Below are 17,206 nucleotides of genomic sequence, written 5' to 3' on the forward strand. Positions count from 1 at the left end.
AATCAGCCTTCGATAACGGCGAGAATCTCGTTCTCAGCCATTACCAGCAGATCTTCGCCATCGACTTTCACGGTGTTGCTGCCGGAGTACGGGCCAAACACCACTTTGTCACCCACTTTCACGGCCAGCGCACGTACTTCACCGTTGTCCAGCACACGGCCGGTACCTACAGCGACGATTTCGCCACGGTTAGGTTTTTCAGCAGCCGAACCAGGCAGAACGATGCCGCCAGCAGTTTTCGATTCTTCTTCGCTGCGACGGATGACGACGCGGTCATGCAGAGGACGAAGCTTCATTGTCGATCTCTCCTAATTGTGGTTTTCAACGGCCGGTGTCGATACCGGCGGGTTAGCAAATCCGGCTTTGCCGGGTGCGGCTCGCGAGCGAGCCGCGGAAGTCTGTCTGGTGTCAGCACCAGAAACCTTGCGGTGACCGTTACATAAGGGCGCATAAGGTTATTACAAGGGCTGGCTGATGAAATTTTTTACATCACCCGGGTTAAAACGAACACGGCACCCGAAGGTGCCGTGTGTTTGAGGCCAGTTATCAAGAATCTCGGTGCTCGAACTCACCTTCAATGACATTGGGCTCACGGCCCAACGGCTGTTGCGGCGCCGGGCCGCCACGGGCCGCACGCATGTCATCGGCAAAGGCGCGTTGGCGCAGGGCCTGCTCCTCGGCACGCTGGCGCATTTTATTGGCCAGCAGACGACGACTGATAGGGAGCAGCATCAGCAGGCCGAATACATCGCTGATGAACCCCGGCAGGATCAGCAGGCCGCCACCCAGGGCCAGCATCAGCCCTTCGAGCATCTGCTGAGCCGGCAGCTCGCCGCGATTGAGGCTTTCACGAGCACGCAGTGCCGTGGCCAGACCGGCCACGCGCAACACCAGCACACCGAGCATCGAACCGAGAATGATCAGCAGCAGTGCCGGGAAAAACCCGATGGCCGCGCTGACCTTGACGAAGACGAACAGCTCCAGCACCGGGAACAGTAAAAGGAGCAACAGAAAAGGGCGCATCAAATGGTTTCCTCTGCGGAAGAATGCCTTCCAGTAGACCGTAAATGACGTCGCCAATTCGTGAATTCAAGCACCCGGTGCCGGATTTTTCGGCCATTGATCGGCGTGGGCCAGAAAAACCAGGGCTTCGCGCACTTGTGTCGGCGTGTTGCAAAGGCTTGGAAATGGCAGCCAGTAAAGAGCCTGGCCAATGCGCAGGTGCATGCCTTCACTGTCGATTCCGGCCAGTTGCGCGGGCTCGCTGTGCGGCAGTCCGGCCAACTCCACATAGTGGGCAATAGCTTTGGCGTGGTCGCTGTTCATATGTTCCACCATGCTCAGCTCGGCCTTGCCGGCGAACGGGTTGGCCAGGGCCACTTGATCCACCCAGTGAATGGCGCCGAAACCGCCGATATAGCGGTGACGCACGGGCTTGAGCACCCAGAAATCGAAGTCATGGGCCTTATGGTAGTTCTGGGATTCAGGGAAATAGCGGTAGTAGCGCTCGGCGGCGGCCTCGATGGCGTCCTGGTCCTCAAGCTTCTCGGCTTCGGCCAGGTAGGTCAGGCGCCCCACTGCTTGCACGTCGTCGGCATCGCGCTCGCCCACCAGCAGCGAACACTTGGAATCCTTCTGCAGATTGTGGGTGTGCTGGGCGATGCGGCTGATAAGAATCAGCGGTCGCCCCTCGGCATCCAGGCAATAAGGCACTACGGACCCAAAGGGAAAACCCGGCATGGCCTTGGAGTGCGTCGACAACACGCCGCGGTATTCCTTGAGCAGCAATTCTCGTGCATTCTTGGCAGCTTCAACGCTCACTTTATGACTCCTTCTTTAGAATCCGTCGAAAACGGACGGGCGCCTGGAGCATTGTTCCAGCTACGCCAACGGGGCAATTCTCTTCTGCAGCCAGGCCAGGTCCGGCAGCCAGCCGAGGTTCCCCCAAAAGGACCACCCCTCAAGACCTGCTAGCGGGACATGCGAATGCAACTCACTGACAAAGTAATCATTATCACCGGCGGTTGCCAAGGTCTGGGCCGCTCCATGGCCGAGTATTTCGCCGCCAAGGGCGCACGGCTGGCCCTGGTGGACCTGAACCAGGAAAAACTCGACCAGGCGGTCGCGGCCTGCAAGGCCCATGGCGTAGAAGCCCGAGCCTATCTGTGCAACGTCGCCAATGAAGAACAGGTCAACCATATGGTGGCCCAGGTCGCCGAGGACTTCGGCGCCATCCACGGCCTGATCAACAATGCCGGGATCCTGCGCGACGGCCTGCTGGTCAAGGTCAAGGACGGCGAGATGACCAAGATGAGCCTGGCCCAGTGGCAGGCAGTGATCGACGTCAACCTGACCGGGGTATTCCTCTGCACCCGTGAAGTGGCGGCAAAAATGATCGAGCTGAACAACAGCGGCGCGATCATCAACATCTCGTCAATCTCGCGCGCTGGCAATATCGGCCAGACCAACTATTCCGCGGCCAAGGCCGGGGTCGCGGCGGCCACCGTGACCTGGGCCAAGGAACTGGCGCGCTATGGCATCCGCGTGGCCGGTATTGCCCCGGGCTTTATCGAAACCGAGATGACCTTGGGCATGAAGCCTGAAGCCCTCGAGAAGATGACCTCGGGGATTCCCCTCAAACGCATGGGCAAGCCGGAAGAGATCGCCCACTCGGCGGCGTACATCTTCGAGAACGACTATTACACCGGACGCATCCTGGAAATGGACGGCGGCCTGCGAGTCTGAGCCCCCAAGAAAAAGCCCGATGTTTGCACATCGGGCTTTTTCTTGGGGGGTGCCGGCACCTATAAGAAGCGCGGCGATTCAGTCATCGCTGACAGTGATGCTGGGCATCGCCGGCGCCGCGGCTTCCTGCAACACGATGCGCGCGCCGACATGCCGCGCCAGTTCCTGATAGACCATGGCGATCTGGCTTTCAGGCTCGGCGATCACCGTCGGCTTGCCACCATCGGCCTGTTCGCGGATCAGCATCGACAACGGCAACGAAGCCAGCAGTTCAACATCGTACTGACTGGCCAGCTTTTCGCCACCGCCTTCGCCAAACAGATGCTCGGCATGGCCACAGTTCGAGCAGATGTGCACCGCCATGTTCTCCACCACGCCCAGCACCGGGATGTTGACCTTGCGGAACATCTCCACGCCCTTGCGCGCATCCAGCAACGCCAGGTCCTGCGGCGTGGTGACGATCACGGCACCGGCCACCGGGACTTTCTGCGCCAGGGTCAGTTGGATATCGCCAGTGCCCGGCGGCATGTCGATCACCAGGTAATCGAGATTGCCCCAGTCGGTCTGGGTCACCAGTTGCAGCAAGGCGCCGGAGACCATCGGGCCGCGCCAGACCATCGGCGTGTTGTCGTCGGTGAGGAAAGCCATGGACATGACCTCGACCCCATGGGACTCGATGGGCACGAACCACTTCTGGTCCTTGATCTTCGGCCGGGTGCCTTCGGCAATGCCGAACATGATGCCCTGGCTCGGACCATAGATATCAGCGTCGAGAATCCCCACCTTGGCGCCTTCCCGGGCCAGGGCCAGGGCCAGGTTGGCCGCGGTGGTGGACTTGCCCACGCCGCCCTTGCCGGACGCCACCGCCACCACATTCTTGACGTTGGCCAGGCCCGGGATCTGCGCCTGGGCCTTGTGCGCGGCGATCACGCTGGTGATCTCGACCTTGGCCGAGCTCACACCGTCCAGGCCCTCGATGGCCAGTTGCAGCATCTGCGCCCAGCCGCTCTTGAACAGGCCGGCGGCATAACCCAGTTCCATGCGGACCGTGACCCGGTCGCCCTGGACGTCGATGTCGCGCACGCAGCCGGCGCTGACCGGGTCCTGGTTCAGGTAAGGGTCGGTGTATTGGCGAAGGACGGCTTCCACCGCTGCGCGATTGACGGCGCTCATGGGCAACTCCGATAACAAGACTGGAAAATCAGGCGGCTATCCTACGCCGCCGACTCCTTCGTGGCGAGAAAGCTTGCTGTGCACAATGTACCCGGAAGGGTGAAAAATCCGCGCTGGCGCTTTATAGTGGCCGACCTCCGTTTCATCAAGTAGCCGAGCCCCATGTCCGAGCCACGCAAGATCCTCGTCACCAGCGCCCTGCCCTATGCCAATGGTTCCATCCACCTTGGCCACATGCTTGAGTACATCCAGACCGACATGTGGGTGCGCTTCCAGAAGCATCGCGGCAACCAATGCATCTATGTTTGCGCCGACGACGCACACGGCTCGGCCATCATGCTGCGCGCGGAAAAGGAAGGCATCACCCCGGAGCAACTGATCGCCAACGTCCAGGCCGAACACAGCGCCGACTTTGCCGACTTCCTGGTGGACTTCGACAACTTCCACTCGACCCACGCCGAGGAAAACCGTGAGCTGTCGAGCCAGATCTACCTCAAGCTGCGGGACGCCGGGCACATCGCCACGCGCTCCATCACGCAGTATTTCGACCCGGAAAAGAAAATGTTCCTGGCCGACCGCTTCATCAAGGGCACCTGCCCGAAGTGCGGCACTGAGGACCAGTACGGCGACAACTGCGAAAAATGCGGCGCCACCTACGCCCCGACCGACCTGAAAGATCCAAAGTCGGCGATCTCCGGCGCCACCCCGGTGCTCAAGGATTCCCAGCACTTCTTCTTCAAGCTGCCGGACTTCCAGCAGATGCTGCAAAGCTGGACCCGCAGCGGCACCCTGCAAGACGCCGTGGCCAACAAGATCGCCGAATGGCTGGATGCCGGCCTGCAGCAGTGGGACATCTCCCGCGACGCGCCGTACTTCGGCTTCGAGATCCCGGACGAGCCGGGCAAATACTTCTACGTGTGGCTGGACGCACCAATCGGCTACATGGCCAGCTTCAAGAACCTCTGCAACCGTCGTCCGGAGCTGGATTTCGACGCGTTCTGGGGCAAGGATTCCACCGCCGAGCTGTACCACTTCATCGGCAAGGACATCGTCAACTTCCACGCCCTGTTCTGGCCCGCCATGCTTGAAGGCGCCGGCTACCGCAAGCCGAGCGGCATCAACGTCCACGGCTACCTGACGGTCAATGGCCAGAAGATGTCCAAGTCCCGCGGCACCTTCATCAAGGCCCGCACCTACCTGGAGCACCTGTCGCCGGAATACCTGCGCTACTACTACGCCTCCAAGCTGGGCCGTGGCGTCGACGACCTGGACCTGAACCTCGAAGACTTCGTGCAGAAGGTCAACTCCGACCTGGTGGGCAAGGTGGTCAACATCGCCAGCCGTTGCGCCGGCTTCATCCACAAAGGCAATGCCGGGGTGATGGTCGACAGCAATGCCGCCCCCGAGCTGACCGAGGCCTTCCTGGCTGCCGCGCCAAGCATCGCCGACGCCTATGAAGCCCGCGACTTTGCCCGTGCCATGCGCGAAATCATGGCCCTGGCCGACCGCGCCAACGCCTGGATCGCCGACAAGGCCCCATGGTCGCTGAACAAGCAGGAAGGCAAGCAAGCCGAGGTGCAGGCCATCTGCGCCACCGGTATCAACCTGTTCCGCCAGCTGGTGATTTTCCTCAAGCCGGTGCTGCCGCTGCTGGCCGCCGATGCCGAGGCGTTCCTCAACGTTGCACCGCTGACCTGGAACGATCACCTGCACCTGCTGGCCAACCATCAACTCAACGAATTCAAGCCGCTGATGACGCGGATCGACCCGGTAAAAGTACAAGCCATGACCGACGCCTCGAAAGAAGACCTGACCGCCAGCCAGACCGACACCGGCGCAGCCGCGCCAGCAGGCAACGGCGAACTGGCCAAGGATCCGCTGTCGCCGGAAATCGACTTCGACACCTTCGCCGCCATCGACCTGCGCGTCGCCTTGATCGTCAAGGCCGAAGCCGTGGAAGGTGCCGACAAGCTGCTGCGCCTGACCCTGGATATCGGTGATGAGCAGCGCAACGTGTTCTCCGGAATCAAGAGCGCCTACCCGGATCCGTCCAAGCTCGATGGTCGCCTGACCATGATGATCGCCAACCTCAAGCCGCGGAAAATGAAATTCGGCATCTCCGAGGGCATGGTGATGGCCGCCGGCCCTGGCGGTGAAGAGATCTACCTGCTGAGCCCGGACAGCGGCGCCAAGCCGGGCCAGCGGATCAAGTAAGGCTGCAGGCTGGACCCCGTCCCCCCGTTGTGCCCGGCGCAACGGGGGGATTTGCATATCTGGCGGCCCTGCGCCCGCGCCGGAGTTTGCCTACTCTTGAGAGACCGCCTGCCCGTACCGGCCCAACCATGACCCACTTCCTCCTCGCCCTTGTCAGCACCGCCCTGATAAACAACTTCGTGTTGCAGTGGCCGCTGGGCGTCGATCCGCTGCTGCAGGCCCCAGCCGATAGCACTCGGCAGCGGATCCACGCGCTGGGCCTGGCGACCACGGTCTTGATGCTGGTCAGTTGCGTGCTCGGCCATGTCCTTTATCGTGGCGTGCTGCTGCCTTGGGGGCTGGAATCCTTGCAGTTGTTTCTCTGGCTGCCCCTGAGCGTGCTGCTGATCAAACCGCTATTGCGGTTGCTATCCCGGGCCTTGCCCAATGTTCCATTCGACGGCCTTTGGCCGCTACTGCTGGGCAATGCCAGTGCGCTCGGCCTGCTGCTGATCGCCACTGGGGAAAACCTCGGGCTGGCGACCCTCAGCGCCATGAGCCTGGGGGCCGGACTGGGCTTCTGGCTGGTACTGAGCCTGTTCAGCGATCTGCGCCAGCGTATCTCCAACAACGATATTCCCCTGCCCTGGCGCGGCCTGCCGATCGACCTGATCAGCGCCGGCCTGCTGGCAGTAGCGTTTTTCGGCTTCAACGGACTGATCAAAACATGAGTCTGATTCAACGCATCGATGCCCTCCTGCCCCAGACCCAGTGCGGCAAGTGCGGCCACCCCGGATGCAAACCCTACGCCCAGGGCATCGCCAACGGCGAGGCCATCAACAAGTGTCCACCCGGCGGCGAGGAAACCATCGCCGGCCTGGCGCAACTCCTGCAGCTACCGGTGCTGGAGCTGGATCGCAGCCGCGGCGAAGCTCCGGCCCAGATCGCTTATATTCGCGAGGCCGAATGCATCGGCTGCACCAAATGCATCCAGGCCTGTCCAGTGGACGCCATCGTCGGCGCGGCCAAATTGATGCATACCGTGCTGGTCGACGAATGCACCGGCTGTGACCTGTGCGTGGCGCCCTGTCCGGTGGACTGTATCGATATGCTGCCGCTGCCCGAGAGCAAGGTGGTACCGATCGTCGGCGGCCAGGCCACCAGCCCCGAGCAGCTGCAAGCCCGCAGCCGCAAGCGCGAGCAGGCGCGACGACGCTTCGAACAACGCAACGAACGCTTGCAACGGGAAGAAGCCCGGCGCCTGGCCGAGCGCCAGGCCCGCGCACAACGAGCCGCGCAAACCACTGACAACAGCCAGAACCCGGTGCAGGCCGCCATCGAACGGGTCCGTGCGCAGAAGGCCGCGGCGGCCGATGCAGCACTGAAGAAAGCCAAGATCGAGCTGGCCATGAGCCGGGCCCAGTTGCACAAGTCGCTCAAGGCTTTCGGCCATCCACCGACCTTCGAGCAGCAAATGCAATTGATCGTCCTGCAGCGTCAGTTCGAAACCGCCGAGCAGGCCTTGGCCCAGCTGGAGTCCCAGGCGCCCCCTGCTCCGCCGCCAGAGGCCAAGGATGCTGAGCTCAAGCGCGCGAAGATCCAGTTGGCGACGCGCCGCGCCGAACTGAAGAAAGCTCAGGCGGCTGAAGCGTCCAGTGCTGAACTGGAAACCCTGAGCGCAGCCCTGGCGGCGGCCGAACAGGCCCTGCATGCGGCCGAGGACGCCAGTGCGAAACCGGCGCCGACACTGACTCGCATCGAAAAACGCCCGATCGATCCACAGCTGCGGCAATTGAAAACCGAACTGGCCTACGCCCGCGCCGATCTGAACAAACTACAGCGCCAGCCCGACACCCGAGCAGAACAGCTGGCCCAGGCTCAGGCACGCTTGCACGAGGCCGAGCGCCAGGTGAAGGCCCATGCTGATAGCTGACGGCGTCGACCAACGCCTGCGCCAGGCCATGCAGCGAGTGCTGCTGGCCACGCTGCCGGGCCTGTTGGTGATGCTGTGGCTGTACGGATGGGGCGTGCTGCTCAATCTGCTGCTGACCGTCAGCGGCGCCCTGGCCATGGAAGCCCTGGTCCTGTACCTCAGAAGACGCCCGCTGCCGCCCAACCTAGGCGATGGCAGTGCCTTGGTCAGCGCCACGCTACTGGCCCTGGCCTTGCCAGCTTACTGCCCCTGGTGGCTGCCGCTGAGCGCGGCCGCCGCCGCCATTGTCCTGGGCAAGCACTTGTACGGCGGTGTGGGCCAGAACCCGTTCAATCCGGCCATGCTCGGCTACGCCCTGGCCTTGTTGTGTTTTCCCCAGTCGATGACCCATTGGCCTGCGCCCCACGCCATGGACTTGCTCGGCGGCCTGCAACAGGTATTCGGTGTCGCGGACGGCCTGCATGCGGACGCCTGGGCTCAAGCCACGGCACTGGACAGCTTGCGGATCAACAAGAGCCTGACCCTCGACGAACTCTTTGCCGGCAACCCCGCTTTCGGTCACTTCGGCGGCCGTGGCGCCGAATGGATCAGCCTGGGGTTTCTTGCCGGGGGGCTGTTTCTGCTGCAGCAACGGGTCATCAGTTGGCAGGCGCCCGTGGGCATGCTGGGCAGCCTCTTTGTCATCAGCCTGCTGTGCTGGAACGGCTCGGGCTCCGACTCCCATGGCTCACCGCTGTTTCACCTGCTCAGCGGCGCCAGCATGCTGGGCGCATTCTTTATCGTCACCGAACCGGTGTCCGGCCCCAAGGCAGCGAAAGCCAGGCTGCTGTTCGGCGTCGGCGTCGGCCTGCTGACCTACCTGATCCGCACCTGGGGCGGCTGCCCCGACGGCGTTGCCTTCGCCGTACTGCTGATGAATCTGGCGGTACCGGGGCTGGAACGCCTGTGCCTCTCGGAACAGGAGAAAGCTTGAGCATGAAGAGCGCGCGAGGTCTGCTCCTGCTGGTGCTGCTCGGCGTTCTCGGCGTGGGCGCCACCCTGTGGCTGCAATACGCTGGCGCACCGCGCATCGCCGCCGAGCAACGGGCGTTGCAGGCCCGCAAGTTACTCGACCTGCTGCCTGCGGCAAGCTACGACAACCAGCCACTGGAGCAACCACTGCCCTTGAGGGATGTGCAACTGGACAACAGCCGCTTGCTGGATGGCTACCTGGCCACCCGCGCGGGTCAGCCCAGTGCCGTGCTGCTACGCACTCGAGTGAACGGTTACGCAGGCCCCATCGAGCTGCTGATCGCCATCGACAGCCATGGCCGCCTGCTGGGCAGCAAGACGCTCAAGCAGGATGAAACCCCAGGCCTGGGAGGCCGCATCGCCGAACAGCCCAACGCCTGGCTGCAGGGGTTTTCCGGCACATCCCGCACGTCCCCGGACGATGCTGCCTGGGCCCTGAAAAAGGACAATGGCCAGTTCGATCAGATCGCCGGCGCCACCATCACCTCCCGCGCGGTGATCAGCGCCCTGCACGATGCCCTGCGCTACTTCGATGAGCATCGTCAGCAACTGCTTTCGGGAGCCGCCGATGAGTAAGCCACTGTCATTGCCGGGCCTGCTGATGCTGACGCCGTTGATCGGGGCCACGGATTCCTGGGTCAAGGCCCTGGGCCTGGCTCTGGCGTCCACGCTGCTGATCGGGACCTTCGGGGCCGGCATGGGCCTGCTGCGGCCACATTTGCAAAGCCGTCAGCAGTGGCTGGCCAGCCTGTTGCTCGCCGCCACTCTCGGCAGTTGGCTGTGGCTGGCGGTGCAAGCCTGGAGTTATGAGTTACACCAGCAGTTGAGCCTGTACCTGGGCCTGCTGCCCCTGCAATGCGTGATATTGGAACAGGCGGGCTTCTTCCAGCACCGCGACCGGCTACGCCTAACTGCAGGTTTCTGTGGCGCGCTGGCGCTGGTGGGCGCGCTGCGCGAATTGCTGGGCACCGGCGCCCTGGGCAGCCATCTAGGCTGGCTCGCCGGCCTGCCCGGTAATAGCGCCGGTTGGGTGTTGCTGCCCCAAGGCGGATTGCACCTGCTGACTCTGGCCCCTGGGGGTTTTATCCTGCTTGGCCTGCTGCTGGCGGCAAAGCGGGCCTGGACCACCTCTTCATCCTTCAACCGACCGTCTTCGAGGAAATGAACCACCGATGAATGCCGCCAAACGCCTGGAAATATTTCGCCGACTTCACGAAGACAACCCCGAACCAAAAACCGAACTGGCCTACTCCTCGCCGTTCGAGTTGCTGATCGCGGTGATTCTTTCGGCGCAATCGACCGACGTCGGGGTCAACAAGGCGACCGCCAAACTCTTCCCCGTGGCCAATACACCGGCAGCTATCCATGCACTGGGGGTCGAGGGACTGTCCGAATACATCAAGACCATTGGCCTGTACAACAGCAAGGCCAAGAACGTCATCGAGGCCTGCCGCCTGCTGGTGGAACGCCACAACAGTGAAGTGCCACAGACCCGGGAGGAGCTGGAAGCCTTGCCCGGCGTCGGCCGCAAGACCGCCAACGTGGTCCTCAACACCGCTTTCCGGCAATTGACCATGGCTGTGGACACCCACATCTTCCGGGTCAGCAACCGCACCGGGCTGGCCCCGGGCAAGAATGTAGTGGAAGTGGAAAAAAAACTGCTGAAGTTTGTACCCAAGGAGTTTCTGCTGGACTCCCATCACTGGCTGATCCTTCACGGTCGCTACGTCTGCCTGGCCCGTAAGCCACGTTGCGGTAGCTGTCGAATCGAAGACCTGTGCGAGTACAAGCAAAAGACTTCTGACGATTGAGGCAGCATTGATTTTGTTGATGAGTCGATTGAAAAAATCTTTTTTACCCGCCAGGAGAATATCGATATAAGGAGCGCCAATGGCAGTCTTAGCCTGGAGTTGACCTTATGAGCACTGGCAAAGAACAACTGGACGTGGAAGAAGACTTCATCGCAGCAGACACAGACGATGCTGAACCGGTGGTCGAGGTGGCGAAAACCAATCTGAGCAAGCGCAGAACCATCGACAATCTTCTGGAAGAACGACGGCTGCAGAAACAACTGGCCGATTACGACTTTGACCTCTAGTCACAAAAGAACCTCCAGACGGAGGTTTTTTTGTGCCTCTCTCGCCCTGAAACTCGACCGGTCAGCCCCTCGGCATGACCGGTCCGTTCCTAATTAGCAGATTGCTCCATTCAAGGCTGTCGCTTCAGTCACCCACACTCATACCAACTGATGGCGCTGGGCAAATTCGATCAGGTCAACCAATGAACGAGCATTGAGCTTGGCCAACAACCGCCGCTTGTAAGTGCTGACGGTCTTGTTGCTCAAACACAAGCCCTCGGCGATTTCCTTGTTACTCATGCCATTGGTGAGCTGCTTCAATACGATCAACTCACGCCCTGAAAGAAGCTCGATCATTTCTTCCTCGCTGCTGATGCCCTGACTGGAACGAAAGGTGTGCAACGCCTCGTTGGGAAAGTAGCTGTAACCTGCCAGCACCGCCCGCACCGCACTGATCAGTTCGGTAATGTCCTGCTGCTTGCACACGTAGCCGGCGGCCCCGGCCTGCATGCAACGCATGGAAAAGGGTCCGGGAACTTGCAGAGTCAACACTAGAATCTTGATCGGCATGCCTCTGGACATCAGGCGGGTTATAACTTCAAGCCCATCAAGTTGTGGGATACCAATATCCAAAATCAAAATATCGGGAACATATTCAAGAGCCAACTTTAAAGCATCCGTGCCGTTATCTGCTTCTGCTACTACTTCAAAACCATGGCGTTCCATCAACATGCGCACAGCCAGGCGAATAACAGGATGATCATCCACGATCAATACTCTTTTCATAGGTCCATCCAAGTCCTTAGAGTTTTTTAGAGCCCGCACAATACCCCAGAGAATTGACTCTGACACCGTGCTACCAGGGGCTACGACCCTACGAGGACGATCCTTACAAACAATACCGATTTACCTTACAAAAAAATTTAGATAAAGGTCGCTTAACTGGAAAAGTGCTTAAGATTAATCGCTAGAGCAGCTACTTTTTGTACTAAAAGACACATCATCAGGCAGCACTTTCAGCAGCGAGAGGGTGATTAACAAACTGCACTCAATAGCACTTCTTCGTTCAATCAACTGCCCTACTCAGCCTCTGCCCGTAGGCACCATTAATCAGAAGCAAAAAAAAACCCCGCTTATCGCGGGGTTCTTTTAGCAACTCAAGGTATCAGACCAGGGTCCGGCCCTTGTTTGCAGCGATGCGCATGCGCAATGCGTTGAGCTTGATAAAGCCTGCTGCGTCCGCCTGGTTGTAAGCACCACCGTCTTCTTCGAAGGTGGCGATGTTGGCGTCGAACAGCGACTCATCGGACTTGCGGCCGGTAACGATCACGTTGCCCTTGTACAGCTTCAGGCGCACTACACCGTTCACATGGGCCTGGGAGGCGTCGATCATCTGTTGCAGCATCAGACGCTCAGGGCTCCACCAGTAGCCGGTGTAGATCAGGCTGGCGTACTTGGGCATCAACTCGTCTTTGAGGTGAGCCACTTCGCGGTCCAGGGTAATGGACTCGATGGCGCGGTGGGCGCGCAGCATGATGGTGCCACCCGGGGTCTCGTAGCAGCCACGGGACTTCATGCCCACGTAACGGTTCTCGACGATGTCCAGACGACCGATGCCGTGTTCACCACCGATGCGGTTCAGGGTCGCCAGCACGGTAGCCGGAGTCATTTCCACGCCGTCGATGGCGACGATGTCACCGTTGCGGTAGGTCAGCTCCAGGTATTGTGGGGTGTCAGGAGCCTTCTCCGGGGAGACGGTCCAGCGCCACATGTCTTCTTCGTGCTCGGTCCAGGTGTCTTCCAGCACGCCGCCTTCATAGGAAATGTGCAGCAGGTTGGCATCCATCGAGTACGGCGATTTCTTCTTGCCGTGACGCTCGATCGGGATACCGTGCTTCTCGGCGTAGTCCATCAGTTTCTCGCGGGACAGCAGGTCCCACTCACGCCAAGGGGCGATCACTTTGACCCCTGGCTTGAGGGCATAGGCGCCCAGCTCGAAACGCACCTGATCGTTGCCCTTGCCGGTGGCGCCATGGGAAATGGCATCCGCGCCAGTCTCGTTGGCGATTTCGATCAAACGCTTGGCGATCAACGGACGAGCGATGGAAGTACCCAGCAGGTACTCGCCTTCGTAGACGGTGTTGGCGCGGAACATCGGGAAAACGAAATCACGCACGAACTCTTCGCGCAGATCGTCGATGTAGATCTCTTTGACGCCCATGGCTTGCGCCTTGGCGCGGGCCGGCTCGACCTCTTCGCCTTGGCCCAGGTCAGCAGTGAAAGTCACTACTTCACAGTTGTAAGTATCCTGCAGCCACTTGAGGATCACCGAAGTGTCCAGGCCGCCCGAATACGCCAGAACGACCTTGTTTACGTCCGCCATGCCATCACTCCACGGGGTTGTACGGAAAGCCGTCGAGTCTACCGATCCACGAGGATAATTTACAGAGGCGCGACAGCTTATGACGACCAAGCGACAGATTATGTCGAGCGCGCGACGACGACAGCCGTATCAGGAAGTCGCCGCAGCGCTGGAACCGGAGGTGGCCTGAGGCGCCGGAGCCGGTTTTTCGGTGGGGGCGACCCGTTCCAGATGCACATTGACCCGGCGATTCTTCGCTCGGTTGGCAGGATTGGTGTTGGGAGCCAGGGGATAACGCTCACCATGGAAGCGCACCACAATCTGGTTTTCCGCCAAACCGTTGGCCTTGAAGAACTCCATCACCGCCAAGGCCCGGCGGCGGGACAGGTCGCGGTTGGTCAAGCGATTGCCGCTATTGTCAGAGTGGCCATCCAGTTCGACGTGATTGACCGTCGGATCGGCCTTGATGAAATCCACCATCACCTGCAACTTCGCCTTGGCCCGAGCATCGAGTTCGATACCGCCTCCCGGGAACCCGATCTCGCCCTGTTTCACCTGTTCGTAGTTCATCGGCAGCAGTTTGGTCATGCAGCTTTGATAGTCGCTGTAGGCCTTGCTGAATTTCACCGGAAGCAGGCGCACCTCGGAAACCCCACCCTCGCGGGAAAAATGCCGGACCACCGGACTACGCCCTTCCAGCAAACCGATGATCAGGCGACCGGCCTGCATCTGATTGCTGTTGTACAGCACCCCATCCGTGCCGGCCTTGACCGCCCCGAGGTTGATGTCGCCACGCCCCGGCTGCCAGGGCGCCGCGGCCGCAAGCAGCGTCGCCGAGCCACCTGCCTGCATCGGGTTGAAACTCTTGAGGCGAAAAATCGCCTGCTCACCGGCGCGGCGAACGAATTCGCCGGAACCGAAATCGGTGACGGGCTGGATCAAGCGGCACTCGAATTTGTCACCTTCGACCGTCCACTCAATGCTCTCCAGACGGGTCTGGAAAGTGAGAGCCATCGCGGGCAGGCTGGCAAACACACTGAGCAAGGCTAGATAACGCTGGCGCACGGGAGGCTCCACTGACGTGTACAACAGAAAAATCGACAGGCGTTAATACGCCATACCTTCGGGATATCGGTTGCTCGTCGCAAAACTTGATAGCGAGTGCCTGGAAGAGTCTTTTCCGGTAGCATTCCCCCCGAGTTTTACCCGCCTGGAACCTCCAATGTCCGACCGCCTGACCCTGCTGCGTCCCGACGACTGGCATATTCATCTTCGCGATGGTGCCGTGTTGCCCAATACAGTCGCAGATGTCGCGCGCACCTTTGGCCGCGCCATCATCATGCCCAACCTGGTACCTCCGGTGCGTAACGCCGTGGAAGCCGACGCCTATCGCCAGCGTATTCTAGCTGCGCGCCCGGCCGGCAGCCGCTTCGAGCCGCTGATGGTGCTCTACCTGACCGACCGCACCCAGCCGGACGAGATCCACGCAGCCAAGGCCAGCGGTTTCGTGCACGCCGCCAAGCTGTACCCGGCCGGCGCGACCACCAACTCGGACTCGGGCGTGACCAGCATCGACAAGATCTTCCCGGTGCTCGAAGCGATGGCCGAAGTTGGCCTGCCGCTGCTGATTCACGGTGAAGTGACCCGCGGCGACGTCGACGTCTTCGACCGCGAGAAAATCTTCATCGACGAGCATATGCGTCGCGTGGTCGAGCGCTTCCCCAGCCTGAAAGTGGTGTTCGAACACATCACCACCGGCGAAGCCGTGCAGTTCGTCAAGGAGGCTTCGGCCAACGTCGGCGCCACCATCACCGCGCACCACCTGCTGTACAACCGCAACCACATGCTGGTGGGCGGTATTCGCCCGCACTTCTATTGCCTGCCGATTCTCAAGCGCAACACCCACCAGGAAGCTCTGCTGGATGCGGCCACCAGTGGCAGCGAGAAGTTCTTCCTCGGCACCGACTCGGCGCCTCATGCCCAGCACGCCAAGGAAGCCGCTTGCGGTTGCGCCGGCTGCTACAGCGCCTATGCCGCGATCGAGCTGTATGCTGAAGCGTTCGAACAGCGCAATGCCCTGGACAAACTGGAAGCCTTTGCCAGCCTCAACGGCCCGCGCTTCTACGGTCTACCGACCAACACCGATCGCATCACCCTGGTTCGTGAAGAATGGACCGCCCCCGCCAGCCTGCCGTTCGGTGAGCTGACTGTCATTCCGCTGCGCGCCGGTGAAAAACTGCGCTGGCGCCTGCTGGAGGATCACTCGTGAGTGACGACCATTTCGACGACGAACAAGAAGGTAACGGCGGCGGCCCTCGACACCCGATGGCCGCTCGTTTTCGCGGTTACCTGCCGGTAGTCGTCGACGTTGAAACCGGCGGCTTCAACTCGGCCACCGACGCCCTGCTGGAGATTGCCGCCACCACTATCGGCATGGATGAAAAAGGCTTCGTGTTCCCGGAACACACCTATTTCTTCCGGGTCGAGCCTTTTGAAGGCGCGAACATCGAAGCCGCGGCCCTGGAGTTCACCGGGATCAAGCTCGACCACCCGCTGCGCATGGCCGTCAGCGAGGAAACTGCACTGACCGATATTTTCCGTGGGGTGCGCAAGGCGCTGAAAGCCAATGGCTGCAAACGCGCCATCCTGGTGGGCCACAACAGCAGTTTCGACCTGGGCTTCCTCAACGCCGCTGTGGCGCGCCTGGATATGAAGCGCAACCCGTTCCACCCGTTCTCCAGCTTCGACACCGCCACCCTGGCTGGCCTGGCTTATGGACAGACCGTTTTGGCCAAGGCCTGTCAGAGTGCGGATATCGACTTCGACGGTCGCGAGGCTCACTCGGCCCGTTACGACACCGAGAAGACTGCCGAGCTGTTCTGCGGCATCGTCAACCGCTGGAAACAAATGGGCGGCTGGCAGGATTTCGACGACTGATCAATTCTTCGTCGGGTTGAATTGCCTGCATAAAAAAACCGGCCCTGAGGCCGGTTTTTTTATGCGTGACGCCTGGCTTACAGCTTGCCAGCGTTCTCGCTCAGGTAAGCAGCAACGCCTTCTGGCGAAGCGGTCATGCCTTTGTCACCTTTTTTCCAGTTGGCAGGGCAAACTTCGCCGTGCTCTTCGTGGAATTGCAGAGCGTCAACCAGACGGATCAGCTCTTCCATGTTACGGCCCAGTGGCAGGTCGTTGACGATCTGCGAACGAACAACGCCTTTGTCGTCGATCAGGAACGCGCCACGGAAAGCCACGCCGCCTTCGGACTCAACGTCGTAGGCCTTGGCGATGTCGTGCTTCATGTCAGCCGCCATGATGTATTGAACCTGACCGATGCCGCCGGCATTGATCGGGGTGTTACGCCAGGCGTTGTGGGTGAAGTGCGAGTCGATCGAAACAGCGATCACTTCCACGTTGCGTGCCTTGAAGTCAGCCATGCGGTGGTCCAGGGCGATCAGCTCGGACGGGCAAACGAAGGTGAAGTCCAGTGGATAGAAGAACACCAGGCCGTATTTGCCTTTGATGGCCGAGGACAGGGTGAAGCTGTCAACGATTTCGCCATTGCCGAGAACGGCCGGTACGGTGAAGTCAGGGGCTTGTTTGCCTACGAGTACGCTCATTGGATATCTCCTGGTGTGGACGTAGTAATGAAGAAGGGGATTGGCCTTGAGTCTGCCACGCGGATGCGACAGCTCCTTGACCTGACCCCGCTTCG

At 60.7% G+C, this 17,206-nt stretch carries 19 protein-coding genes; 11 read left to right on the top strand and 8 right to left on the bottom strand.

The window, feature by feature from the left end; genetic code table 11:
* Positions 1 to 2: 2 nt before the first annotated feature.
* The 3 genes from ACMGF8_RS29110 to ACMGF8_RS29120 form a co-directional block, all read right to left on the bottom strand.
* A complete protein-coding gene (locus ACMGF8_RS29110) occupies positions 3 to 296 on the bottom strand; it encodes a co-chaperone GroES (protein WP_011063093.1) in 294 nt (97 codons plus the stop codon).
* A gap of 250 nt (positions 297 to 546) precedes the next feature.
* The gene (locus ACMGF8_RS29115; RefSeq protein ID WP_207166458.1) at positions 547 to 1,023 is read right to left on the bottom strand and encodes an FxsA family protein; all 477 of its coding nucleotides are present in this window, start codon (positions 1,021 to 1,023) and stop codon (positions 547 to 549) included.
* 66 nt (positions 1,024 to 1,089) lie between these two features.
* Entirely contained in the window at positions 1,090 to 1,821 is a 732-nt protein-coding gene (locus ACMGF8_RS29120) for a HugZ family protein (protein WP_102860495.1), read from the bottom strand.
* Between the two features lie 165 nt (positions 1,822 to 1,986).
* Here ACMGF8_RS29120 and ACMGF8_RS29125 point away from each other — a divergent pair, with 165 nt between their 5' ends.
* Positions 1,987 to 2,745 carry an SDR family oxidoreductase gene (locus ACMGF8_RS29125; protein ID WP_102860494.1) on the top strand — a complete coding sequence of 253 codons (759 nt, stop codon included), beginning with the start codon at positions 1,987 to 1,989 and terminating at the stop codon, positions 2,743 to 2,745.
* A 78-nt stretch (positions 2,746 to 2,823) separates the two neighbouring features.
* Here ACMGF8_RS29125 and apbC read toward each other — a convergent pair whose 3' ends face one another.
* Complete coding sequence (apbC, locus tag ACMGF8_RS29130; RefSeq protein ID WP_047305860.1) at positions 2,824 to 3,918, bottom strand: iron-sulfur cluster carrier protein ApbC; 1,095 nt, start codon at positions 3,916 to 3,918, stop codon at positions 2,824 to 2,826.
* Between the two features lie 162 nt (positions 3,919 to 4,080).
* On the opposite strand from apbC, the gene metG reads away from it, so the two are divergent.
* From metG to ACMGF8_RS29170, 8 genes are all read left to right on the top strand, one after another.
* Positions 4,081 to 6,132, top strand: a complete 2,052-nt coding sequence (gene metG, locus ACMGF8_RS29135; protein ID WP_102860493.1) for a methionine--tRNA ligase — start codon at positions 4,081 to 4,083, stop codon at positions 6,130 to 6,132.
* Positions 6,133 to 6,260: 128 nt separating this feature from the next.
* Positions 6,261 to 6,842, top strand: a complete 582-nt coding sequence (locus ACMGF8_RS29140) for an Rnf-Nqr domain containing protein (protein WP_102860492.1) — start codon at positions 6,261 to 6,263, stop codon at positions 6,840 to 6,842.
* Positions 6,839 to 8,044: an electron transport complex subunit RsxB gene (gene rsxB / locus ACMGF8_RS29145; protein WP_102860491.1), complete on the top strand. Its 1,206-nt coding sequence runs from the start codon at positions 6,839 to 6,841 to the stop codon at positions 8,042 to 8,044. Before ACMGF8_RS29140 ends, rsxB begins: the two co-directional genes overlap by 4 nt.
* Positions 8,031 to 9,017 (top strand): RnfABCDGE type electron transport complex subunit D, encoded by a 987-nt coding sequence (locus ACMGF8_RS29150; protein ID WP_416758083.1) that lies wholly within the window; start codon positions 8,031 to 8,033, stop codon positions 9,015 to 9,017. The genes rsxB and ACMGF8_RS29150 overlap by 14 nt, the downstream gene beginning before the upstream one ends.
* 2 nt (positions 9,018 to 9,019) lie before the next feature.
* Positions 9,020 to 9,631 carry an RnfABCDGE type electron transport complex subunit G gene (locus tag ACMGF8_RS29155; RefSeq protein WP_102860489.1) on the top strand — a complete coding sequence of 204 codons (612 nt, stop codon included), beginning with the start codon at positions 9,020 to 9,022 and terminating at the stop codon, positions 9,629 to 9,631.
* On the top strand, positions 9,624 to 10,220 hold the full coding sequence (locus ACMGF8_RS29160; protein ID WP_207166460.1) for an Rnf-Nqr domain containing protein: 597 nt from the start codon (positions 9,624 to 9,626) through the stop codon (positions 10,218 to 10,220). The genes ACMGF8_RS29155 and ACMGF8_RS29160 overlap by 8 nt, the downstream gene beginning before the upstream one ends.
* A gap of 7 nt (positions 10,221 to 10,227) precedes the next feature.
* Complete coding sequence (gene nth / locus ACMGF8_RS29165) at positions 10,228 to 10,866, top strand: endonuclease III (RefSeq protein WP_416758085.1); 639 nt, start codon at positions 10,228 to 10,230, stop codon at positions 10,864 to 10,866.
* Positions 10,867 to 10,973: 107 nt separating this feature from the next.
* The gene (locus tag ACMGF8_RS29170) at positions 10,974 to 11,153 is read left to right on the top strand and encodes a PA3496 family putative envelope integrity protein (protein WP_102860487.1); all 180 of its coding nucleotides are present in this window, start codon (positions 10,974 to 10,976) and stop codon (positions 11,151 to 11,153) included.
* A gap of 138 nt (positions 11,154 to 11,291) precedes the next feature.
* On the opposite strand, the gene ACMGF8_RS29175 is transcribed toward ACMGF8_RS29170, so the two are convergent.
* The 3 genes from ACMGF8_RS29175 to ACMGF8_RS29185 form a co-directional block, all read right to left on the bottom strand.
* The gene (locus tag ACMGF8_RS29175) at positions 11,292 to 11,918 is read right to left on the bottom strand and encodes a response regulator transcription factor (RefSeq protein ID WP_102860486.1); all 627 of its coding nucleotides are present in this window, start codon (positions 11,916 to 11,918) and stop codon (positions 11,292 to 11,294) included.
* Positions 11,919 to 12,297: 379 nt separating this feature from the next.
* Positions 12,298 to 13,515, bottom strand: coding sequence for an argininosuccinate synthase (locus tag ACMGF8_RS29180; RefSeq protein WP_102880745.1), 1,218 nt, complete (start codon positions 13,513 to 13,515; stop codon positions 12,298 to 12,300).
* A 129-nt stretch (positions 13,516 to 13,644) separates the two neighbouring features.
* Complete coding sequence (locus ACMGF8_RS29185; protein WP_102860484.1) at positions 13,645 to 14,559, bottom strand: flagellar protein MotY; 915 nt, start codon at positions 14,557 to 14,559, stop codon at positions 13,645 to 13,647.
* 157 nt (positions 14,560 to 14,716) lie between these two features.
* On the opposite strand from ACMGF8_RS29185, the gene pyrC reads away from it, so the two are divergent.
* Positions 14,717 to 15,763, top strand: coding sequence for a dihydroorotase (gene pyrC / locus ACMGF8_RS29190; protein ID WP_102860483.1), 1,047 nt, complete (start codon positions 14,717 to 14,719; stop codon positions 15,761 to 15,763).
* Positions 15,760 to 16,431 (top strand): ribonuclease T, encoded by a 672-nt coding sequence (rnt, locus tag ACMGF8_RS29195; RefSeq protein ID WP_102860482.1) that lies wholly within the window; start codon positions 15,760 to 15,762, stop codon positions 16,429 to 16,431. Before pyrC ends, rnt begins: the two co-directional genes overlap by 4 nt.
* Before the next feature lie 77 nt (positions 16,432 to 16,508).
* Here rnt and ACMGF8_RS29200 read toward each other — a convergent pair whose 3' ends face one another.
* Positions 16,509 to 17,111 (bottom strand): peroxiredoxin, encoded by a 603-nt coding sequence (locus ACMGF8_RS29200; RefSeq protein ID WP_007922432.1) that lies wholly within the window; start codon positions 17,109 to 17,111, stop codon positions 16,509 to 16,511.
* Positions 17,112 to 17,206 lie beyond the last annotated feature (95 nt).

Source organism: Pseudomonas sp. BNK-7 (assembly GCF_048072025.1).
Taxonomy (GTDB): domain Bacteria; phylum Pseudomonadota; class Gammaproteobacteria; order Pseudomonadales; family Pseudomonadaceae; genus Aquipseudomonas; species Aquipseudomonas danubii.